Source organism: Mycolicibacterium fallax (assembly GCF_010726955.1).
GTDB classification, from domain to species: domain Bacteria; phylum Actinomycetota; class Actinomycetes; order Mycobacteriales; family Mycobacteriaceae; genus Mycobacterium; species Mycobacterium fallax.
Genome location: NZ_AP022603.1, coordinates 2,009,847 through 2,028,972, shown reverse-complemented (window position 1 = coordinate 2,028,972; position 19,126 = coordinate 2,009,847). Strand labels below are relative to the sequence as shown.

The following is a 19,126-nucleotide window of genomic DNA, read 5'->3' as shown; positions in this document are numbered from 1 at the left end:
GAGTTTAAGCACGCTGGTTCGCTCTCGGCGAGCGGGTCCGGGTTACTGGCGGGTTGGGTTGTTTCCCGAGGCTTGGGTTTCGGACCGGATACGGCGCTTGATCCGAGGCGGCGGTGGCGACCATGGGGCTGGTCAGGCTTGGGTTTCGGACCGGATGCGGCGCTTGATCCGGGGCGGCGGTGGCGACCATGGGGCTGGTCAGGCTCGGGTTTCGGACCGGATGCGGCGCTTGATCCGAGTCGGCGGTGGCGACCCGGGGGCTGGTCAGGGTCGGGTTTGGGACCGGATGCGGCGCTTGATCCGGGGCGGCGGTGGCGACCCGGGGGCTGGTCAGGGTCGGGTTTGGGACCGGATGCGGCGCTTGATCCGAGTGAGCATTGCGGACATGCCGCGCAGTCGCAGCGGGCTGATCAGCGCCGCAAGGCCCAATTCGGCGTAGAAATCGTCCGGAACCGCCAGGATCTCGGCGGCGGACTGGCCGTCGAGCCCGGTGGCCAGGATGGACGCGAAGCCGCGGGTGGTCGGCGCCTCCGGCGGGGCGCTGAAATACAGCCGCACCCGCGCCGGGTCGGCCGCGTCGACGTGCAGGAACAGCGGCGACTGGCATTCGGGTACCGGTTCCATCGCCGCCTCCTGCAGTTCCGGCGGCAGCGGCGGCAGTTCCCCGGCGAACTCCAGCAGCAGGGCGAGCTTGTCCTGGCCGGTCACCTCGGTGAAGTCGGCGACCACCTCGGCCAGTGCGGCGGGCATCGTCATGCGGCGGCTCAGGCTCCGGGTGCGGTGCCGGGTTCCTCGCCGGCGACGACCGGCACCCGCACCAGATTGCCCCACTCGGTCCAGGAGCCGTCGTAGTTGCGCACGCCCGGCACACCGAGCAGGTGGGTGAGCACGAACCAGGTGTGGCTGGAGCGTTCCCCGATCCGGCAGTAGGCGATCACCTTGTCCTCGGGGTTGTCCAGCACGAAGTCGTAGACCTGTTCCAGTTCGGCGCGCGGGCGGAACCGCCCGTTGTCGGCCGCCGCGCGCGACCACGGCACCGACACCGCGGTGGGGATGTGCCCGCCGCGCAGCGCGCCCTCCTCCGGGTAGTCCGGCATGTGGGTGCGTTCGCCGGTGTATTCCTGCGGGGAGCGCACGTCGATCAGGGTCTCGGCGCCGAGGGTGGCCAGCACGTCGTCCTTGTAGGCGCGGATCGCGGCGTCCCCGCGGGTGACGACGGGGTAGCCGGTGCTGGTCCGGGACGGGACGTCCAGGGTGGTCTCCCGGCCGTCGGAGAGCCACAGGTCCCGGCCGCCGTCGAGCAGCCGGACGTCGGGGTGGCCGAACAGGGTGAAGACCCACAGCGCGTAGGCGGCCCACCAGTTGGACTTGTCGCCGTAGATGACCACGGTGTCGTCTCGGGAGATGCCCTTGCTGTCCATCAGCGCGGCGAACCGCGCACCGTCGATGTAGTCGCGGACCACCGGATCATTGAGATCGGTGTGCCAGTCGACCTTCACCGCACCGGGGATGTGGCCGATGTCGTAGAGCAGGGTGTCCTCGTCGGATTCGACGATGGCCAGGCCGGGTGAGCCGAGGTGCGCGGACAGCCAGTCAGCGGTGACCAGGCGTTCCGGGTGGGCGTAGGCGGCGAGTTCGGGGCTGGGATCTGCAGGCAGCGGCACGCTGGCGAGCCTACTCCGGGGCCCACGGCGGCACGGTGCATTCCTGTCCGCGGGCGGACGTCAGCGGGGCGGATTGGCCGCCCACACCGCGGCCACCGAAACCTGCAGGCGAGCCAGCAACCGGCGCAGCAGCGGCAGGCTCAACCCGACGACATTCGACGGGTCGCCGTCGATCCGGTCGACGAACCAGCCGCCCAGCCCGTCCAGGGTGAATCCGCCGGCCACTCCCAGCGGTTCGCCGGAAGCCAGGTAGGCATCCAGGTCGTCCGGTGTCGGAGTGCCGAAATACACGGTGGTGGAATCGGTTCCGGTCTCGATGCCGGCAATCTCGCCGTCGCGCAACCGAATTGCGGCGTGCCCGCTGAGCAGTCGTCCGGAGTGCCCTGCCATCGACGCCCATTGAGCGCGGGCGCGTTCGACGGTCCCGGGTTTGCCGCACAAACGATCCCGCAACAGCAGCATCGAATCGCAGCCGATCACAACGCAATCGGAGGCCAGGCCGGGCGGCACCCGTGCGGCCACCACCTCGGCCTTGGCGCGGGCCAGCGCCGCCACCGCATCCGCCGGATCGGCCCCGGCGTGCGCGGCCAGCACCGCGTCCTCGTCGACGTCGGAGACGATCACCGTCGGTTCGACGCCGGCACCGCGCAGCACCGAGAGCCGGCCGGTGGAGGCCGACCCCAGCACCAGGCGGGTCACCGGCGGGCTCGACGCACTGTCATCGCCGCAGGTGGGTGCGCTCCAGCAGGGTCACCCGCTGCCAGCTGGTCAACGCGTAGCGCAGCTTGTCCACCGGGTGTCCCCAGGGGTTGTACTCCTGGGGGCCGGGATCGCCGCCGTTGGCCGTCAACCCGGACAGCACCGTGGTCAGGGCAGCGACGTCCTCGTCGGTCGGATTGCCCTTGACGACACGGATCTCCGGCGCATCGCGCTTGGGGTCATCGATGGTGATGTCCCGGTGGTCGCTGACCTCGGTGATGTCGGCATCGTGGTTCATGGTCGAAATCCTTTGCTCGGCAGGCTCGTTGATGAATCGACCATCAACTACAGCGGGATGTTGCCGTGCTTCTTCGGCGGCAGCTGCACGATCTTGCGCTCCAGCAGCCGCAGTGCGGTGGAGATGTAGCCGCGGGTGTGCGACGGCGGGATGACGGCGTCGATGTAGCCGCGCTCGGCCGCCACGTAGGGGTTCACCAGGGTGTCCTCGTACTCGTCCTGCAGTTGCAGCCGGAGCGCGTCGACGTCCTCGCCGCTGGCGGCGGCCTCCTTGAGCTGGTTGCGATAGACGAAGCCCACCGCGCCGGAGGCGCCCATCACCGCGATCTGCGCGGTCGGCCAGGCGACGTTCACGTCGCAGCCCATGTCCTTGGAACCCATCACGCAGTACGCACCGCCGTAGGCCTTGCGGGTGATGACGGTGACCTTGGCGACGGTGGCCTCACCGTAGGCGTAGAGCAGCTTGGCGCCGCGGCGGATGATGCCGTTGTACTCCTGGTCGGTGCCCGGCAGGAAGCCCGGGACGTCGACCAGCATGATGATCGGGATGTTGAACGCGTCGCAGGTCCGCACGAACCGGGCGGCCTTCTCCGAGGCGTTGATGTCCAGGCAGCCGGCGAACTGGGTGGGCTGGTTGGCCACCACGCCCACCGCCCGGCCGTCGACCCGGCCGAAGCCGCAGATCACGTTCGCCGCGTAGCCGGCCTGGACCTCCAGGAACTCGGCGTCGTCGAGGATCCGGTTGATCACCTCGTGCATGTCGTAGGGCTGGTTCGGGGAATCCGGGATCAGCGTGTCGAGCTCAAGGTCGTCGGCGGTGAGGTTGTCCTCGATGGCACCCGGGTGCGCCGGCGCCGGGTAGCGCGGCGGCTCGGCGTAGTTGTTCGGGGGCAGGTAGCCGAGCAGGTCACGGACGTAGTCCAGGGCATCCTGCTCGCCGGAGGCCACGTAGTGCACGGTGCCGGACTTGCCCATGTGGGTGTGGGCGCCGCCGAGTTCCTCCTGGGTGACGTCCTCGCCGGTCACCGTCTTGATCACGTCGGGGCCGGTGATGAACATCTGGGAGGTCTGGTCGACCATCACGATGAAGTCGGTCAGCGCGGGGGAGTACACGTGGCCGCCGGCCGCCGCGCCCATGATCAGCGAGATCTGCGGGATGACCCCGGAGGCCAGGATGTTGTTGCGGAAGATCTTGCTGTACAGGCCGAGGGAGACCACGCCCTCCTGGATGCGCGCGCCGGCGCCGTCGTTGATGCCGATCAGCGGGCGGCCGGTCTTGATCGCCAGCTCCTGCACCTTGACGATCTTCTCGCCGTAGACCTCGCCGAGGCTGCCGCCGAACACGGTGGCGTCCTGGCTGAACACGCAGACCTCGCGGCCGTCGATGGTGCCGTAGCCGGTGATGACGCCGTCGCCGAGCGGCCGCTTGGACTCCATGCCGAAGTTGTTGCTGCGGTGCTTGGCCAGGGCGTCGAGTTCGACGAAGGAGCCGTCGTCGAGCAGGGCCAGGACCCGCTCGCGGGCGGTCAGCTTGCCCTTCTCATGGACCCGCTCGATCGCCTTCTCGCCGACCGGATGCAGCGCCTCCTCGGCGCGCTTGCGCAGCTCGGCGAGCTTGCCCGCCGTGGTGTGGATGTCGATGGTGTGCTCGGCGGCCGGTTCGGCGGTGTGCTCGGAGACGCTGGTCATCCGTTGATGTTATCGGCAGGGTGGGCGCCGATGGGGAGAGGGTCTTATTTATTCCTTAAGGTGTCGCCGAGATCGGGCCGTGACCGGGTCCGCCGGCGGCGGTTAGGGTTCCTGCCATGGGGTATCCCGACAGCGTTCTGGCCGACGACGAAGTGGTGGTCCTGCACCGGCATCCGCACTGGAAACGCCTGGTCGGGCCGGTGCTGATCCTGCTGATCGCGACGTTCCTGGCGGCCGCCGCGGCGGCCTGGGTGGATTCGCTGTCCTGGGCGCCCAACGCCAAGGCGGTGGTTTCGGCGGTGATCGGCGCGATCTGGCTGCTGCTGGTCTGCTGGCTGACGCTGTGGCCGTTCCTGACCTGGTTGAGCACCCACTTCGTCGTCACCGACCGCCGGGTGATGTTCCGGCACGGCCTGCTGACCCGCAGCGGCATAGATATTCCGCTGGCCCGGATCAACAGCGTCGAATTCACCCACGGGCTCTTCGATCGACTGCTGCGCACCGGCACGCTGATCATCGAATCGGCCAGCCAGGACCCGCTGGAGTTCTACGACGTGCCCCGGGTCGAGCGGGTGCATTCGCTGCTCTACCACGAGGTGTTCGACACCCTCGATGCCGACGAGCGCTAGCTGGACTTGGGGATCCGGGGATCGGGGTGGCGGTCCAGCTGACGGGCGGCCCGGCGCCGCGACCGGCGCAGCGGGGTGACGTTGGGGCCGAGGTCGACCCCGGAGCGGATCACGTCGTCGCCCAGGTGACGGGCCTCGAAGCCGTCCTCCAGCGCCTCGGCGACGCCACCGGAGGTCAGCGCGGACTCCAGCGCCTTCTCCGGGTCGCGGGCGAATTCCTCCGGGAACACGAATCGGCGGAACGCCCAGAACCGGAACGCCATCTGCAGCAGGTTGCCGATGATGTAAGCGGCGACGAAGTCGGCGATGTTCTCCACGGCCAGCGACACCATCGGCACCCGCAGCATCAGCACGTAGCTGGAGAACCACAACGGGACCATGGACAGCAGCACGCCGATGCCGCTGACCCCGAAGAACAGCAGCGCCTCGTGGTGGCGTTCGCGCCCACCGCGGTCCCGGAAGCTCCACTCCCGGTTCAGGATGTAGGACGCGATCACCGCGACGATGCCGGCGATGATCTTGGCGGTCACCGGCTTGGGTTCCAGGATCGTCAGCTTCAGCGAGAAGAAGATCGCCATATCGATGACGAACGTGGTGGCGCCGACGATCGCGAACTTGATCAGCTCATGGTGCCGCTCGGCTAGGGGACGGATCTGCCGCGGCAGGCGGGCGATCGTGGCATCGGCGAAGGACACGAGAGTCCAGTGTACGGAAACTGGGACCTCTGGACCCAAACGAAGACCCGATCTGCCCGGGTGAGATTGACCACGCTCGGGGCAGCGGGGCCCGGCGTGCCACCATATCCGGGTGCCCGAACCCCGTGACAATCCGCCCCGCAGGCCGCGGCCGACCGCGCCGGTGGTCGCCATGATCGGCGGCGGCCAGTTGGCCCGCATGACCCACCAGGCCGCCATCGCGCTCGGCCAGACGCTACGGGTGCTGGCCGTCGACGCCACCGACCCGGCCGCGCAGGTCAGCCCCGATATCGTGCTGGGCGCGCACACCGACTATGACGCGCTGGTCCGGGTCGCCGACGGCGCCACCGTGGTCACCTTCGACCACGAGCACGTGCCGACCGAACACCTGCGGCGGCTGGTGGCCAACGGCGTCGACGTCGCCCCGCCGCCGGAGGCGCTGGTGCACGCCCAGGACAAGCTGGTGATGCGCCGGCGGCTCACCGCGCTGGGGGCCCCGGTGCCGCGGTTTGCCGCCGTCGACTCGGCCGAGGGGGCCGCCGCGTTCGCCGCGCAGGCCGGTGGCGGCGCGGTGATCAAGACGATTCGCGGCGGTTACGACGGCCGCGGCGTGGTGCTGTGCGACACCGTCGAGCAGGCCCGCGAGGCCGCCGCCGGGTACCTCGCGGAGTCGGTGCCGATCCTGATCGAGGACCGGGTGGCGATGCGCCGCGAACTGTCGGCGCTGGTGGCCCGCTCGGCGTTCGGGCAGGGTGCGGCCTGGCCGGTGGTGCAGACCGTGCAGCGCGACGGCATCTGCGTGGAGACGCTGGCCCCCGCGCCGGAGCTGCCTGCGGCGACGGCCGCCGCCGCGCAGCAACTCGGGTTGCGGCTGGCCGAGGAACTCGGCGTGGTCGGCGTGCTGGCGGTGGAGCTGTTCGAGACCGTCGACGGCGAGATTCTGGTCAACGAGCTGGCGATGCGCCCGCACAACTCCGGGCACTGGACCATGGACGGCGCGGTGACCAGCCAGTTCGAGCAGCATCTGCGCGCGGTGCTGGACTATCCGCTCGGCGACACCGCGGCCCGCTCGGAGGTGACGGTGATGTCCAACGTGCTCGGCGCGCCGCAGCCGCCGGCGATGTGCCTCGACGAGCGGGTGCATCACCTGTTCGCCCGGATTCCCGATGCCAAGGTGCACATGTACGGCAAGGGGGAGCGGGCCGGGCGCAAGCTCGGGCACGTCAATGTCGTCGGCCGGCCGGGTGAGGACGTGGCGACCGTGCGCGAGCGGGCGAACCGGGCGTCGCACTGGCTGTCGCACGCGGAGTGGACCGACGGATGGGACCCGCATTCGTCATGACCGAGGAGAACGCGATGAGTGGACCGGGGCCCCGGGTGGGGCTGATCATGGGCAGTGACAGCGACTGGTCGGTGATGGACGCCGCGGCCGAGGCGCTGGCCGATTTCGAGGTGCCCTTCGAGGTGGGCGTGGTGTCCGCGCACCGCACGCCGACGCGGATGATGGACTACGCGCGCGGCGCCGCCGACCGCGGCATCGAGGTGATCATCGCCGGTGCCGGTGGGGCCGCGCACCTGCCGGGCATGGTCGCCGCGGCCACCCCGCTGCCGGTGATCGGGGTGCCGGTGCCGCTGGCCCGGCTCGACGGGATGGATTCGCTGCTGTCGATCGTGCAGATGCCGGCCGGGGTGCCGGTGGCGACGGTGTCCATCGGCGGGGCGCGCAACGCCGGCCTGCTGGCGGTCCGGATTCTGGGCGCCGCCGACCGTGAGCTGCGGGACAAGATGGTCGAGTTCCAGGAGGACCTGGAGGCGATGGTGCTGGAGAAGGACGAGGCGCTGCGGCGCCGATTGTTGCAGTGACGGCCGATTCGGCGCGCGTCCCTGCCAGAATTGGTCTGCGGCGTTTGATTTCCCGGAGCCGGGGCACGCCGAGTAGGGTTACCGGCGAGTAGCTTAGGAGGATTCTGATGGCCGCATGGGGTGGAAACCCGTCGTTCGATCTGTTCCAGTTGCCCGAGGAGCACCAGGAACTGCGGGCCGCGATTCGCGCGCTCGCCGAGAAGGAGATCGCGCCGCACGCCGCCGACGTCGACGAGAACGCCCGCTTCCCGCAGGAGGCGCTGGACGCACTGGTCGCCTCGGGCTTCAACGCCGTGCACGTGCCCGAGGAGTTCGGTGGCCAGGGCGCGGACTCGGTGGCGGCCTGCATCGTCATCGAGGAGGTCGCCCGCGTCGACTGCTCGGCCTCGCTGATCCCGGCGGTCAACAAGCTGGGCACCATGGGCCTGATCCTGCGCGGCTCCGACGAGCTCAAGGCCCAGGTGCTGCCGTCGATCGCCGCCGGTGAGGCGATGGCCTCCTACGCGCTGTCCGAGCGCGAGGCCGGCTCCGACGCCGCCGCGATGCGGACCCGGGCCAAGGCCGACGGCGACGACTGGATCCTCAACGGCACCAAGTGCTGGATCACCAACGGTGGCAAGTCCACCTGGTACACCGTGATGGCGGTGACCGACCCCGACAAGGGTGCCAACGGCATCTCCGCGTTCATGGTGCACGCCGACGACGAGGGCTTCATCGTCGGATCCAAGGAGCGCAAGCTCGGCATCAAGGGCAGCCCGACCACCGAGCTGCACTTCGAGAACTGCCGGATCCCGGGCGACCGGATCATCGGCGATCCCGGCACCGGCTTCAAGACCGCGCTGGCCACCCTGGATCACACCCGCCCGACCATCGGCGCCCAGGCCGTCGGCATCGCCCAGGGCGCACTGGACGCGGCGCTCGAATACACCAAGGACCGCAAGCAGTTCGGCAAGTCGATCAGCGAGTTCCAGGCCGTGCAGTTCATGCTCGCCGACATGGCGATGAAGCTGGAGTCGGCGCGGCTGATGGTCTACCACGCCGCCGCCCGCGCCGAGCGTGGCGAGACCAACCTGGGCTTCATCTCGGCGGCCAGCAAGTGCTGGGCCTCGGATGTGGCGATGGAGGTCACCACCGACGCGGTGCAGCTGTTCGGCGGCGCCGGTTACACCGTCGACTTCCCGGTCGAGCGGATGATGCGCGACGCCAAGATCACCCAGATCTACGAGGGCACCAACCAGATTCAGCGGGTGGTGATGAGCCGCGCGCTGTTGCGCTGACGCCGTTCCGCGAGCGCTCACCCCGGTTATCGGGGTGAGCGCTCGCGGCGTCAGTGCTGCGGGCGCAGATGGGTGACGTCGCCGGCGGCCACCGCGGTGCGCGCGTTGCCGTCGTCGACGACGACGCGGCCCAGCTCGTCGAGATCGACTGCGGTTCCGGTGATCTCGGCCTCGCCGGGCATCAGCACCCGCACCGGTGCGCCGAGCGTGACGCTGAGCCGGCGGTAATCCGCCCGCAGCGCGGCGGACGCACCGCCGGCCGCGCGCCAGTCCGACACCCGGGCGGCGAGGTTCTCCAGGACCGCCGCCGCCAACACATTTCGGTCGCCGGGGCGGCCCAGCATGGCCAGCGAGGTGGCGGTGTCCACCGGCGCCTCCTCGGCGCGCAGCGAGACGTTGAGGCCCAGCCCGACCACGATCACCGGGCCGGCGGCCACCTCGGCGAGGATCCCGGCCAGCTTGCGGCCCGCCACCAGCACGTCGTTGGGCCACTTCAGCCCGGCGTCGACCCCCGCGACGGCGCGGACCGCGTCGACGACCGCCACCCCGGTCAGCAGCGGAAGCCAGCCCCAGCCGTCGGGCCCGACGCCGTCGACGGCGACACCGGCCGACAGCGCGACCTGCGCCATCGGCGGGGTGGTCCAGCTGCGACCGTGCCGGCCCTTGCCCGCGGTCTGCGCCTCGGCCAGCAGCACGGCGCCGGCGATCTCCTCGCCGGCGGCCGCGCGGGCCACCAGATCGGCGTTGGTGGAACCGGTTTCGTCGACGACGTCCAGGCGCCGCCAGCTCGGGGCGTGGGAGCGCAGAAAGTCCGGGTCCAGTGGGGCGCGATCGGCGGTCACGGCGGCCAGCCTAGCCCCGCGGGCCGCGCGCCCCCACCCCGCCGAGCGCTCAACCTGGTACGCGACGCGCCGCGGATTGTGTACACCGTTGAGCGCTGGCGCAGCGGAGTAATGCCCAGCGCTCATCCTGGTACGCGACACGGCGTGGATTGCGTACACAGTTGAGAGCTCGCGCCAAAAGGGGGCGCGGCAAAAGGGGGCTAGAGGACCCGGGTGACCTTCTCGGTCTGGGTCCGGCGCCCCAGCGCGGCGGGATCGGGGTTGGCGACCTGCACCAGCGAGCCGCCGACGGCGAACACCGCCAGCAGGTTGGCGATCAAGGCGTCCGGGCTGTCCCAGTCCGCCGTCGAGAGCACCCGTTCGCCGGGGCGCAAACCCGCTGCGGCGGCGGCACTTTGGGCCGCGGCGAGCACCTCGGTCGCCGACTTGCCGGCCAGCGCCGGGCCGGGCTGGGCCTCCGGCACGATCTGGTCGCCGTGCACCCGCACCGCGGTCGCATAGTCGGTCAGCCCGATCGGCAGGTCCTCGACGGGCCGGCCGAACGGATCCAGCGAGGCCACCGCGACCTCGCCCATCGCCGCGGACACCGCGTCGTCGGCCTCGTCGAGCCGGTCGGCGGTGCACACCGCCACGTCGGCGGGCCCGGACAGCACTGCCTCGGCGCCGATCCACCAGACCCCGAGAAACACCGCCGCGCTCTGCCAGTGCGCCGGCAGCAGCACCGCGACCCGGCTGCCCGGACCGGCGAGCAACTCGTCGCGCAGCAGATTGGCGGTCTTGGCGGCCCAGTTCGCCAGCGTCACCGCCGACAGCTCGATCCGCTCGCCGGTCGCATCGTCGTAGAAGGTGATCCGCGGACCCATCGGGTCGGCGGCCAGCATCGGATCCAGCAGCGCGCCGGTCAGGGTCAGTTCACGCACTGCGGATCATCGTTTCCGGCGGTGAAGACGGGCGACGGCGGCAGCACCGGCACCTCCTCCTCGGTGGTGGTGGTGGTCGTCTCGGTCCCGCCGAGGGAGAGGTAGCCGCCGTCGAGGCCCGAACCGGGGCCGGCGTAGTCGTCGGCCAGCACCACCCGCACCCGTCCGGTCGGCATCGACTCGTCGGCGACGACCGGCAGCCCACCGAGCGCCTCGGCCACCGCCTTGGTGCCGAGGTCGTCCGCGGAGCTGCCCACCACCTGCGACTTCTCCGCGCGATCGCCCTCATGGTTGCCGACCGGGCCCTCCGAGAACCCCTTGCCCGCCAGCACCGTCGACACCGACGAGGCCAGCCCGTTGATGTCGGTGTCGTTGTACACCTCGACGGTGGTCTTGTCCGGGGTGTAGCTGACCTCCTCGGACTTGCCCTCGGCCTGGTCGTGCAGCAGGCCGGCGACCCAGTCCTTGACCTCCGCCGAGTCGATCCGCACCACGGACTGCTCGCCGTCGTCGCTCCAGCCGTCCTCCCGCAGCACCGGAATGGTGGCAAAGACCACCTTGCCGCCGGCCAGGTCCTGCAGCTGCTGGATGAAGTTCATGATGTCCCAGCCGTCGGACAGCACCACCGAACGCTGCACCGCCTCCTGCAGCGCGCTCAGGGTCGACGGGCTGGTCAGCGTCTTGCCGGAAATCACGTTGTGGGCCAGCTGCGCCATCACCACCTGCTGGCGGACCACCCGGTCCAGGTCGCCGCGGGGCAGGTCGTGGCGCTGCCGCACGAAGCTCAGCGCCTGCGCGCCGTCGAGCTTCTGCCAGCCGGACCGGAAGTCCGCGCCCGACAGCGGCTCGTAGACGTCGTTCTTCAGGCACACGTCGACGCCGCCGAGCGCGTCGGTGATCAGCGCGAACCCCAGCAGGCCGATCTCGGCGTAGTGGTCGACGGTCACCCCGGTCAGGTCGGCGACGGTCTCGATCAGCGCCTCGCGGCCGGCCTCGGTGCCGCGCTTCTCGCCGATCGCCGGGTCCACACCCTGCTGCTCGATCAGCTCCTTCATAGTGTCCAGCTTGACCTCGCCGAACACCCCGTTGATCTTCATCTTGCGCAGGCCGGGGGCGTTGACGTAGGAGTCGCGCGGGATGGAGATCGCCGTCGCCGACTGCCCGTTGTTCGGGATGCGCACCAGGATGATGGTGTCGGTGTTGGTGGCCACGTCGTCGCCGGCGCGCAACCGGGCCAGCTCGTCGGACGACAGCGGGTTGCCGTGCGCGTCGGTGCGGCTGTCCATCCCGATCAGCAGAATGTCGATCGCGCCGTCGTCCTTGCCGCCGCCGAGCGCGGTGGTGCTGATGTGGTGGATGCCGTTTTCGAACGAGCGGACCTTCGTCCAGGCCAGGCCGGTGCCGCAGACGATGGTCACCGCCATCAGCGTCACGAAGGCGCGAAAGATCCGGTTCGGCACGACCTCAGGTTACTGGCGGGTCCGCGCCTTCCCCGGTAACCGAGGTACCGGCGTGCCAGACTCGGCGGGTGCCCCCTTCCCAAGCCGCCGCCAGCGTCCGGCTCGCCCGGATCGTGGTGACCGGCGCCGCAGGCCAGGTCGGGCGCGCCCTGGTGCGCGCCGCCGTCGGCCGCAGCGTGACCGGATTCACCTCCGCCGAGTGGGACATCACCGATCCGGCTGCGGCCCGGGACCTGATCGAGCCCGGCGACGTGCTGATCAACTGCGCGGCCTTCACCGACGTCGATGGCGCCGAAGCGAATCCGGAGCGGGCCCGCGCGGTCAACGCCGCCGGACCCGAGCACCTGGCGACGGCCTGCGCGGCGGTCGGCGCGCGGCTGATCCACATCTCCACCGACTACGTCTTCGGCGGGGCGCCCGGCCGGGACCGGCCCTATGAACCCGACGATCAGCCCGCGCCGCTGTCGGTCTACGGCCGGACCAAGCTCGACGGTGAACGCGCCGTGCTGGCGGCCTGCCCGCAGGCCCGGATTGTCCGCACTGCCTGGGTTTATACCGGCGACGACGGCGGCCGCGACTTCGTCTCGGTGATGCGGGCCCGGGCCAGGGCGGGGGAGGTGTCGGAGGTGGTCGACGACCAGATCGGCTCGCCGACCTACGTCCGGGACCTGGTCACCGCGCTGCTGACGATCGTCGATCTCGACGTGACGATGCCGATCGTGCACGCCGCGAACGCCGGTGCGGTCAGCCGGTACCGGCAGGCCCGCGCGGTGTACGCCGCGGCGGGCGCCGACCCGAAACTGGTGCGGCCGGTGCCCAGCGCCCGGCACCCGCGCCCGGCGGCCCGGCCGGGCTACTCGGCGCTCGGCTCGGTGCTGTCCGAACGGGCCGGACTGACCCGGTTGCGGGACTGGCGGGCCGCCCTCGACGATGCGCTGAGCGGCGTCGGCGGCCCCGGCCACCGCTGACCGTTTACCCTCTAGCGGTGACCGACGAATTGCCCGTGGTGACGGTGACCTATTCACCGGGTGAGCACCTCGAACGGTTCCTGTCGTCGCTGACAGTGGCCACCGACCGCCCGGCGACGGTGGTGATCGCCGACAACGGGTCCACCGACGGAGCCCCCGAGGAGGCCGTCGAGCGCTACCCCAACGCGGTGTTGCTGCGCACCGGCGGCAACCTCGGTTACGGCAGCGCGGTCAACCGCGGCGTCGCCAGCGTCGCCGACGGCGACCCGGAGTTCATCGTGATCGCCAACCCCGACGTGGTGTGGAGCCCCGGCAGCATCGACGCGCTGCTGGAGGTGGCGCGGCGCTGGCCGCGGGCCGGCGCGGTGGGCCCGCTGATCCGCGACCCGGACGGCTCGGTGTACCCCTCGGCGCGGCAGCTGCCCAGCATCGTGCGGGGCGGCATGCACGCCGTCGTCGGCCCGTTCTGGAAGAGCAACCCGTGGACCGCCGCCTACCGCCAGGATCACCAGGCGCCCAGCGAGCGTGCCGTCGGCTGGCTGTCGGGGTCCTGTCTGCTGGTCCGGCGCGAGGCATTCGAGGAGATCGGCGGCTTCGACGAGCGCTACTTCATGTACATGGAGGACGTCGACCTCGGCGACCGGCTGGGCCGGGCCGGCTGGCAGAACGTCTTCGCCCCGTCCGCGGAAATCCTGCACGACAAGGGGCATTCCACCGGCCGGGATCCGGCCCGCAACCTGGCCGCGCATCACCGGAGCACCTGGACCTACCTGTCCGACCGGCACACCGGGGCCGCCAAGGCCCCGCTGCGCTGGGCGATGCGCGGCGCCCTGGCGGCGCGGTCGCGGCTGGTGGTGCGCAAGTCCCGGCGGGAGATGTCCCGGCGGGAGATGAGGAAGGGCAACCGATGAGCACACTGGATCCCAAGCAGGTCGACGCGGTCGTTCTGGTCGGCGGCAAGGGCACCCGGCTGCGTCCGCTGACGCTGTCCAAGCCCAAGCCGATGCTGCCGACCGCCGGGCTGCCGTTCCTGACCCACCTGCTGTCTCGGATCGCCGCGGCCGGCATCGAGCACGTGGTGCTCGGCACCTCGTTCCAGGCCGAGGTGTTCGAGGTCGAGTTCGGTGACGGCGCCAAGCTGGGGTTGCAGATCGACTACGTCTTCGAGCCGGAGCCGCTGGGCACCGGCGGCGGCATCGCCAACGTGCTGCCCGCGCTGCGCCACGACACCGTCGCGGTGTTCAACGGCGACGTGCTCTCCGGCGTCGACGAGCTCGAGCTGCTGCGCTTCCACGCCGAGAAGAACGCCGACGTCACGCTGCACCTGGTGCGGGTGGCCGACCCGCGCGCCTTCGGCTCGGTGCCCACCGACGCCGACGGCCGGGTCACCGCGTTCCTGGAGAAGACCCAGGATCCGCCCACCGACCAGATCAACGCCGGCTGCTACGTGTTCAACCGCGCCGTCATCGAGGCGCTGCCGCGCGGGCGCGAACTGTCGGTGGAGCGCGAGGTGTTCCCGCGACTGCTGGCCGACGGGGTGCCGATCTTCGGCTACGTCGACGCCAGCTACTGGCGCGACATGGGCACCCCGGAGGACTTCGTGCGCGGCTCGGCGGATCTGGTGCGCGGCATCGCGCCGTCGCCGGCGCTGGCCGGGCACCGCGGCGAATCACTGGTGCACGACGGGGCCTCGGTCGCGCCGGGCGCGCTGCTCTACGGCGGCACCGTGGTCGGCCGCGGCGCCGAGATCGGGCCGGGGGTGCGGCTGGACGGCGCGGTGATCTTCGACGGCGCCAAGGTCGAGGCCGGTTCGGTGATCGAGCGGTCGATCGTCGGCTACGGCGCGAAGATCGGGCCGCGGGCGCTGATCCGGGACGGCATCGTCGGCGACGGCGCCGACATCGGCGCCCGCTGCGAGCTGCTGCGCGGCGCCCGGGTGTGGCCGGGCGTGGTGCTGCCGGACTGCGGGATCCGCTACTCCAGCGACGTGTAGTTCGCCGCCGCCGCGGTGGCCACCGCGACCAGCCGGGTCAGCGCGGCGTCGCTGCCGGCCGGCAGCGCGTCCACCGGCCACCAGCCCAGATCCAGCGACTCGTCGCTGCGGGCGGGCTCGGCGCCCGGCGGCGCGACGGCGACGAACTGCAGATCCAGGTGCCGGGTCGGGCGGCCCAACGAGCAGGTCAGCGCGTGCACGTGCAGGGTGGCCAGGTCGGGCAGCAGCCGCAGCCCGGCGATGCCGGACTCCTCGGTGGCCTCCCGCAGCGCCGCCGCGCGGATGTCGCCGTCCTCGGGTTCGCAGTGCCCGCCGAGCTGCACCCAGCGGCCCAGCCGCGGATGCAGCGTCAGCAGCACCCGGGTCCCGGTGTGGTCGAGCACCGCCGCCGAGGCGGTGATGTGCCCGGGCTCGCAGGCCCGCTCGCAGGCGTCGGCGCGGGCCAGCACGAAACCGAGCACCGCCTGGCGCAGCGCGTCCCGGTCGTCGTCGGGGGCGTCCCAGTCGGTCAGCGTCGCGACCACCGAGGCGTGCAGGCTCACAGCGTGACCAGCAGGTCGCCGGCCGGACCGACCGGGCGCGGCTCGGTCAGCGCGTCGGGATCCTCCGGATATCCGACGGCGACGGCGCCCAACGGTGCCCAGTCCGGCGGCAGCGCCAACTCGGCGCGCACCACATCGGGGGCGAAGATCGTCGAGCCGATCCAGCAGCTGCCCACCCCGCGGGCGGCCAGCGCCACCAGCAGGGCCTGCACGGCCGCGCCCGCGGCGACGGTGAACATGGTCTGCTCGGCGGCGTTGCGCGCGGCGTCGGGATAGTGGTGCGCGCCCTCGGGCACCAGGAACGGGATCAGCACCTCCGGCGCGTCGTAGAGGATCTGCCCGCGGGCCAGCCGGGCCTGCACCGATTCGGCCGACCGGCCGTCGCCGCGCAGGTCGGCGCGCCAGCGTTCGGTCAACGCCGCCAGCACCGCGGCGCGGCGGGCCGGGGTGCGCAGCCAGAGGAACCGGACCGGCCGGCTGTGGTGCGGGGCCGGGGCGGTCAGCGCGTCGGCGCAGGCCGCCTCGATCAGCTCCGGGGCGACCGGCGCGGCGGCGAACCGGCGCACCGAACGGCGCAGCGGCACCGCCTGGCGGCGGCCCAGCTCGATCGCCTCGGCGGTGCCCAGCCAGAACAGATCCTCGGTGCCTGCGCGCAGCAGGTCGCGGCCGGTGGACCCGTCGTCGGGCAGCCGCAGCCCGCGGACCACCGCGACCGGGATGCCGGTGAGCTTGCCCTTGACCAGGTCGGCGGCCGCGGCGATCTCGTCGGCGAGGGCCACCTCGGTGACCAGCAGGTCGTTGCCGTGCTCGTCGACGGCGCCGCAGTAGTTGTAGAGCACCGGCAGCCCCGCGGCGCCGATCGCGGTGTCGGTCTGCCCGTTGCGCCAGGCCCGGCCCATCGTGTCGGTGATGACGATGGCGACCTCGATGCCGAGCAGCTCGCGCAGCCGCGACCGCAGAGCTGCCGCGCTGGCATCGGGATCGGTTGGCAGCAGGGCCAATTCGCCGCTGTCGACGTTCGAGCCGTCCACCCCGGCGGCGGCCTGGATCAGGCCGTAGGAGTTCTCGGTGATCAGCGTGCGGCCCTTGCGGGCCAGCACCCGCACCGCCTCCTCGTCGATCAGCTTGCGCCGCAACGCATCCCGCTGCTCGGGGTCGGCAGGCGCGGCGACGATGCGGCCCTCGCACTTGGACACGATCTTGCTGGTGACGACAACGACGTCGGCATCGGTCAGCCAGGGCGCCGCGGCCGCCAGTGCGGCCGCCAGGTCGTCGCCCGGCCGAAACTCCGGCAGCCCGGCCACCGGCAGCACCTGCAGTTCGGCGCCGGTGCCGTGCTCAACGACGGTCACGCCGGCAACCCGGCCAGGTCCAGCCCGGCGCGCACCATCTGCGCGGTGGCCGCCGGATCGGTCATCAAAAGCGGTACCGCGCGCACCTGCACGCCCGGCACCTCGGCGCGGTCGCCCTCGCTGATCAGCCAGCCGTCGAGCAGTCCGGTACCCGAACGCGCACCGTAATGCTGCGCCACGGCCTGCGAACTGGATTCCACGCCGAGCACACTCAGGCATTCGTCGGCCATCCCGCGCAGCGGTTTTCCGGCGATGATGGGGGAGTAGCCGATCACCGGTGCGGCGGTGGAGCGCAGCGCGCCGCGGATCCCCGGGACGGCCAGGATCGCCCCGATGCTGACCACCGGGTTCGACGGCGCGAGGAACACGACGTCGGCCTCGGCCAGCGCCTCGGCGACCCCGGGGCCCGCGGTGGCCTGTTCGGCGCCGACGAACGCGAAGCTGTGCGTGGGGATCTGGGCCCGGTAGCGCACCCACCACTCCTGGAAGTGGATGGCCCGGCGGTCCCCGGTGTCCGGATCGGTGATCACCACGTGGGTTTCGCAGCGGTCGTCGCTGGCCGGCAGCAGGGCGGCGCCGGGCTGCCAGCGCGCGCACAGCGCCTCGGTGACCTGGCCGAGCGGATACCCGGCCCGCAGCATCTGGCTGCGCACCAGGTGGGTGGCCAGGTCGCGGTCGCCGAGGCCGAACCAGTCCGGTTGTATGCCGTAGGCGGCCAGTTCCTCCTTGGCGTGCCAGGTTTCGTTGCGATGGCCCCAGCCGCGTTCCGGGTCGATGCCGCCGCCGAGGGTGTACATGCAGGTGTCGAGGTCCGGGCAGATCCGCACCCCGTGCATCCAGGCGTCGTCGCCGATATTGACCACGGCGGTCAGTTGGTGCTCGCCGGGGTCGGCGCCGGACCCGGCGAACTGCCCGAGCCCCAGCAACTTCTGCACACCCAACAGGAACCGGGCGCCGCCGACGCCGCCGACCAAAACGGTGACCTTCACGTCGAACGAGCCTAGGGCGTCGCCGGCCGCCGGGGTTGACCGGCGTCTCGGTGTGGTTACTAACACGACACGCGGGTGTTTCGACACACCGGATTGTCGGCGGAAAATGCTATGGCGGACGCCCGAATCGCTTGACCTCGGCAGCTAACCCGTGTCTAATCACACCAGTGTCATTTCCCGGTACGTCACACCGGTTCCGGTGTCGCAGACCGGAATTCGATCGAATGTTCGAATGAAATGGCGCCAGTTCAATAGTGGATGAGCACGATCTTGCGGACGACAACCACGACACGAGGATGAGGAGGGGGAACATGTCCTTTGAGCATTTTTTGGGCGCGATGGCAAATACTTCCCGCGCCGACATCGTTCCGACTCCGCTGGGGCTGCCGGGCCTGCCGCCTCGGCCGCACCTGAGCCTGGTGACCGACGCGTTCGACGCCGGATCGGAACTTGTCGACGATCAGTGGCAGGAGCGCGCGCTGTGCGCGCAGACCGACCCCGAGGCGTTCTTCCCGGAGAAGGGCGGCTCCACCCGCGAGGCCAAGCGCATCTGCCTGGGCTGCGAGGTCAAGGACGCGTGCCTGGAGTACGCGCTGGCCAACGATGAGCGGTTCGGCATCTGGGGCGGACTGTCCGAGCGGGAGCGTCGTCGGCTCAAACGCGGCGTGATCTAGCCGGCAGTACCCGAGCCGGCCACGCCGGCAACCGCTGCGAGGTCAGTCGCCGATCGTGGGGTCGATAACGGAGGGTTCGACTCCAAGATGGGTGGCCACCTGGGCGACCAGGATCTCGTGCAGCAGATCCCCCAATTCCACGGTGTCTTTGGCGCGCCGTTCAATCGGGCGGCGGAACAACACGATTCGTGCCCGGGTGGCCTGGCCCCGGACGTCCACGCCCGCCGGGATCAGCCGGGCCAGCGCGATCGGCCCGTCGGCAATCACCTCGGGCGGGAAGTTCACGTTCTCCGGGTCGCGCGCGGAGATTCGCGGGATCTCGTCGACCGCCACATCCAGCTCGGACAGCCGCTGATGCCAGCGCCGTTCGATCGGCTCGTAGGCCTCCAGCACCGCCATGTCGAAACGCTCGGCGCGGCTGCGCCAACCCGGGACCGACGGCGGCAGCAGCGGCCCACGGAATGCGCGTCCGTGCCGCGCGGCGGCGCGGGCACTGCGGGGTTTGGCCACGCTGGGATCGTAACGGTTGGACATCGGAGCGGCCGCGATGCCGCGTGTCCGGTACCCGGTGGC

Annotated in this window: 21 protein-coding genes; 8 read left to right on the top strand and 13 right to left on the bottom strand. The window is 71.2% G+C overall.

Features of this window, described 5'->3' with window-relative positions:
- Positions 1–330 precede the first annotated feature (330 nt).
- From G6N10_RS09610 to G6N10_RS09590, 5 genes are read right to left on the bottom strand one after another with little or no spacing between them, the layout of a single operon-like run.
- Positions 331–756, bottom strand: coding sequence for a SufE family protein (locus G6N10_RS09610; protein ID WP_085095268.1), 426 nt, complete (start codon positions 754–756; stop codon positions 331–333).
- Positions 757–764: 8 nt separating this feature from the next.
- The gene (locus G6N10_RS09605; protein WP_085095266.1) at positions 765–1,664 is read right to left on the bottom strand and encodes a sulfurtransferase; all 900 of its coding nucleotides are present in this window, start codon (positions 1,662–1,664) and stop codon (positions 765–767) included.
- A gap of 60 nt (positions 1,665–1,724) precedes the next feature.
- A complete protein-coding gene (locus G6N10_RS09600; RefSeq protein ID WP_085095263.1) occupies positions 1,725–2,363 on the bottom strand; it encodes a Maf family protein in 639 nt (212 codons plus the stop codon).
- Positions 2,364–2,382: 19 nt separating this feature from the next.
- Positions 2,383–2,661 carry an acyl-CoA carboxylase subunit epsilon gene (locus G6N10_RS09595; protein WP_085095261.1) on the bottom strand — a complete coding sequence of 93 codons (279 nt, stop codon included), beginning with the start codon at positions 2,659–2,661 and terminating at the stop codon, positions 2,383–2,385.
- A gap of 47 nt (positions 2,662–2,708) precedes the next feature.
- The gene (locus G6N10_RS09590; protein ID WP_085095259.1) at positions 2,709–4,349 is read right to left on the bottom strand and encodes an acyl-CoA carboxylase subunit beta; all 1,641 of its coding nucleotides are present in this window, start codon (positions 4,347–4,349) and stop codon (positions 2,709–2,711) included.
- A gap of 116 nt (positions 4,350–4,465) precedes the next feature.
- Here G6N10_RS09590 and G6N10_RS09585 point away from each other — a divergent pair, with 116 nt between their 5' ends.
- Positions 4,466–4,978: a PH domain-containing protein gene (locus tag G6N10_RS09585; RefSeq protein WP_085095257.1), complete on the top strand. Its 513-nt coding sequence runs from the start codon at positions 4,466–4,468 to the stop codon at positions 4,976–4,978.
- Here the strand turns inward: G6N10_RS09585 and G6N10_RS09580 are convergent.
- Entirely contained in the window at positions 4,975–5,673 is a 699-nt protein-coding gene (locus G6N10_RS09580) for a GtrA family protein (protein ID WP_085095255.1), read from the bottom strand. The genes G6N10_RS09585 and G6N10_RS09580 overlap by 4 nt on opposite strands.
- A gap of 112 nt (positions 5,674–5,785) precedes the next feature.
- Here G6N10_RS09580 and G6N10_RS09575 point away from each other — a divergent pair, with 112 nt between their 5' ends.
- The 3 genes from G6N10_RS09575 to G6N10_RS09565 all read left to right on the top strand — a co-directional run bounded on the left by G6N10_RS09575 (position 5,786) and on the right by G6N10_RS09565 (position 8,813).
- Positions 5,786–7,015 (top strand): 5-(carboxyamino)imidazole ribonucleotide synthase, encoded by a 1,230-nt coding sequence (locus G6N10_RS09575; protein WP_263993561.1) that lies wholly within the window; start codon positions 5,786–5,788, stop codon positions 7,013–7,015.
- 14 nt (positions 7,016–7,029) lie between these two features.
- Complete coding sequence (purE, locus tag G6N10_RS09570) at positions 7,030–7,536, top strand: 5-(carboxyamino)imidazole ribonucleotide mutase (protein WP_085095415.1); 507 nt, start codon at positions 7,030–7,032, stop codon at positions 7,534–7,536.
- A gap of 107 nt (positions 7,537–7,643) precedes the next feature.
- The gene (locus G6N10_RS09565; protein WP_085095253.1) at positions 7,644–8,813 is read left to right on the top strand and encodes an acyl-CoA dehydrogenase; all 1,170 of its coding nucleotides are present in this window, start codon (positions 7,644–7,646) and stop codon (positions 8,811–8,813) included.
- Positions 8,814–8,863: 50 nt separating this feature from the next.
- On the opposite strand, the gene G6N10_RS09560 is transcribed toward G6N10_RS09565, so the two are convergent.
- The 3 genes from G6N10_RS09560 to G6N10_RS09550 all read right to left on the bottom strand — a co-directional run bounded on the left by G6N10_RS09560 (position 8,864) and on the right by G6N10_RS09550 (position 11,999).
- Positions 8,864–9,655 carry a biotin--[acetyl-CoA-carboxylase] ligase gene (locus tag G6N10_RS09560; protein WP_234810520.1) on the bottom strand — a complete coding sequence of 264 codons (792 nt, stop codon included), beginning with the start codon at positions 9,653–9,655 and terminating at the stop codon, positions 8,864–8,866.
- Positions 9,656–9,855: 200 nt separating this feature from the next.
- Positions 9,856–10,536 (bottom strand): TIGR03089 family protein, encoded by a 681-nt coding sequence (locus G6N10_RS09555; protein WP_085095249.1) that lies wholly within the window; start codon positions 10,534–10,536, stop codon positions 9,856–9,858.
- Between the two features lie 26 nt (positions 10,537–10,562).
- A complete protein-coding gene (locus G6N10_RS09550; protein ID WP_109750480.1) occupies positions 10,563–11,999 on the bottom strand; it encodes an LCP family protein in 1,437 nt (478 codons plus the stop codon).
- 104 nt (positions 12,000–12,103) lie between these two features.
- Here G6N10_RS09550 and rfbD point away from each other — a divergent pair, with 104 nt between their 5' ends.
- The 3 genes from rfbD to manB are packed head-to-tail and all read left to right on the top strand — an operon-like array spanning position 12,104 to position 14,996.
- On the top strand, positions 12,104–13,003 hold the full coding sequence (gene rfbD, locus G6N10_RS09545; protein ID WP_109750478.1) for a dTDP-4-dehydrorhamnose reductase: 900 nt from the start codon (positions 12,104–12,106) through the stop codon (positions 13,001–13,003).
- A gap of 17 nt (positions 13,004–13,020) precedes the next feature.
- A complete protein-coding gene (locus tag G6N10_RS09540; RefSeq protein WP_085095245.1) occupies positions 13,021–13,914 on the top strand; it encodes a glycosyltransferase family 2 protein in 894 nt (297 codons plus the stop codon).
- Positions 13,911–14,996, top strand: a complete 1,086-nt coding sequence (gene manB / locus G6N10_RS09535; protein WP_085095243.1) for a mannose-1-phosphate guanylyltransferase ManB — start codon at positions 13,911–13,913, stop codon at positions 14,994–14,996. The genes G6N10_RS09540 and manB overlap by 4 nt, the downstream gene beginning before the upstream one ends.
- Here the strand turns inward: manB and G6N10_RS09530 are convergent.
- From G6N10_RS09530 to cofD, 3 genes are read right to left on the bottom strand one after another with little or no spacing between them, the layout of a single operon-like run.
- Positions 14,978–15,538, bottom strand: a complete 561-nt coding sequence (locus G6N10_RS09530; protein WP_085095241.1) for an NUDIX hydrolase — start codon at positions 15,536–15,538, stop codon at positions 14,978–14,980. The two genes, manB and G6N10_RS09530, sit on opposite strands and share 19 nt — an antisense overlap.
- A complete protein-coding gene (locus G6N10_RS09525; protein WP_085095239.1) occupies positions 15,535–16,890 on the bottom strand; it encodes a coenzyme F420-0:L-glutamate ligase in 1,356 nt (451 codons plus the stop codon). The genes G6N10_RS09530 and G6N10_RS09525 overlap by 4 nt, the downstream gene beginning before the upstream one ends.
- Complete coding sequence (gene cofD, locus G6N10_RS20385) at positions 16,887–17,879, bottom strand: 2-phospho-L-lactate transferase (protein WP_085095237.1); 993 nt, start codon at positions 17,877–17,879, stop codon at positions 16,887–16,889. Before cofD ends, G6N10_RS09525 begins: the two co-directional genes overlap by 4 nt.
- A gap of 338 nt (positions 17,880–18,217) precedes the next feature.
- Between cofD and G6N10_RS09515 the strand changes: the two genes are divergently transcribed.
- Positions 18,218–18,553 carry a WhiB family transcriptional regulator gene (locus tag G6N10_RS09515; RefSeq protein WP_234810524.1) on the top strand — a complete coding sequence of 112 codons (336 nt, stop codon included), beginning with the start codon at positions 18,218–18,220 and terminating at the stop codon, positions 18,551–18,553.
- 42 nt (positions 18,554–18,595) lie between these two features.
- Here the strand turns inward: G6N10_RS09515 and G6N10_RS09510 are convergent, their stop codons facing one another.
- A complete protein-coding gene (locus G6N10_RS09510; protein WP_085095235.1) occupies positions 18,596–19,087 on the bottom strand; it encodes a metallopeptidase family protein in 492 nt (163 codons plus the stop codon).
- Positions 19,088–19,126 lie beyond the last annotated feature (39 nt).

Coding starts and splice junctions, on each gene's coding strand:
- G6N10_RS09610 (WP_085095268.1), bottom strand. CDS start 756: ATGACGATGCCCGCCGCACTGGCCGAGGTGGTCGCCGACTTCACCGAG.
- G6N10_RS09595 (WP_085095261.1), bottom strand. CDS start 2,661: ATGAACCACGATGCCGACATCACCGAGGTCAGCGACCACCGGGACATC.
- G6N10_RS09590 (WP_085095259.1), bottom strand. CDS start 4,349: ATGACCAGCGTCTCCGAGCACACCGCCGAACCGGCCGCCGAGCACACC.
- G6N10_RS09585 (WP_085095257.1), top strand. CDS start 4,466: ATGGGGTATCCCGACAGCGTTCTGGCCGACGACGAAGTGGTGGTCCTG.
- purE (WP_085095415.1), top strand. CDS start 7,030: ATGAGTGGACCGGGGCCCCGGGTGGGGCTGATCATGGGCAGTGACAGC.
- G6N10_RS09565 (WP_085095253.1), top strand. CDS start 7,644: ATGGCCGCATGGGGTGGAAACCCGTCGTTCGATCTGTTCCAGTTGCCC.
- G6N10_RS09555 (WP_085095249.1), bottom strand. CDS start 10,536: ATGCTGGCCGCCGACCCGATGGGTCCGCGGATCACCTTCTACGACGAT.
- G6N10_RS09550 (WP_109750480.1), bottom strand. CDS start 11,999: ATGGCGGTGACCATCGTCTGCGGCACCGGCCTGGCCTGGACGAAGGTC.
- manB (WP_085095243.1), top strand. CDS start 13,911: ATGAGCACACTGGATCCCAAGCAGGTCGACGCGGTCGTTCTGGTCGGC.
- G6N10_RS09515 (WP_234810524.1), top strand. CDS start 18,218: ATGGCAAATACTTCCCGCGCCGACATCGTTCCGACTCCGCTGGGGCTG.
- G6N10_RS09510 (WP_085095235.1), bottom strand. CDS start 19,087: ATGTCCAACCGTTACGATCCCAGCGTGGCCAAACCCCGCAGTGCCCGC.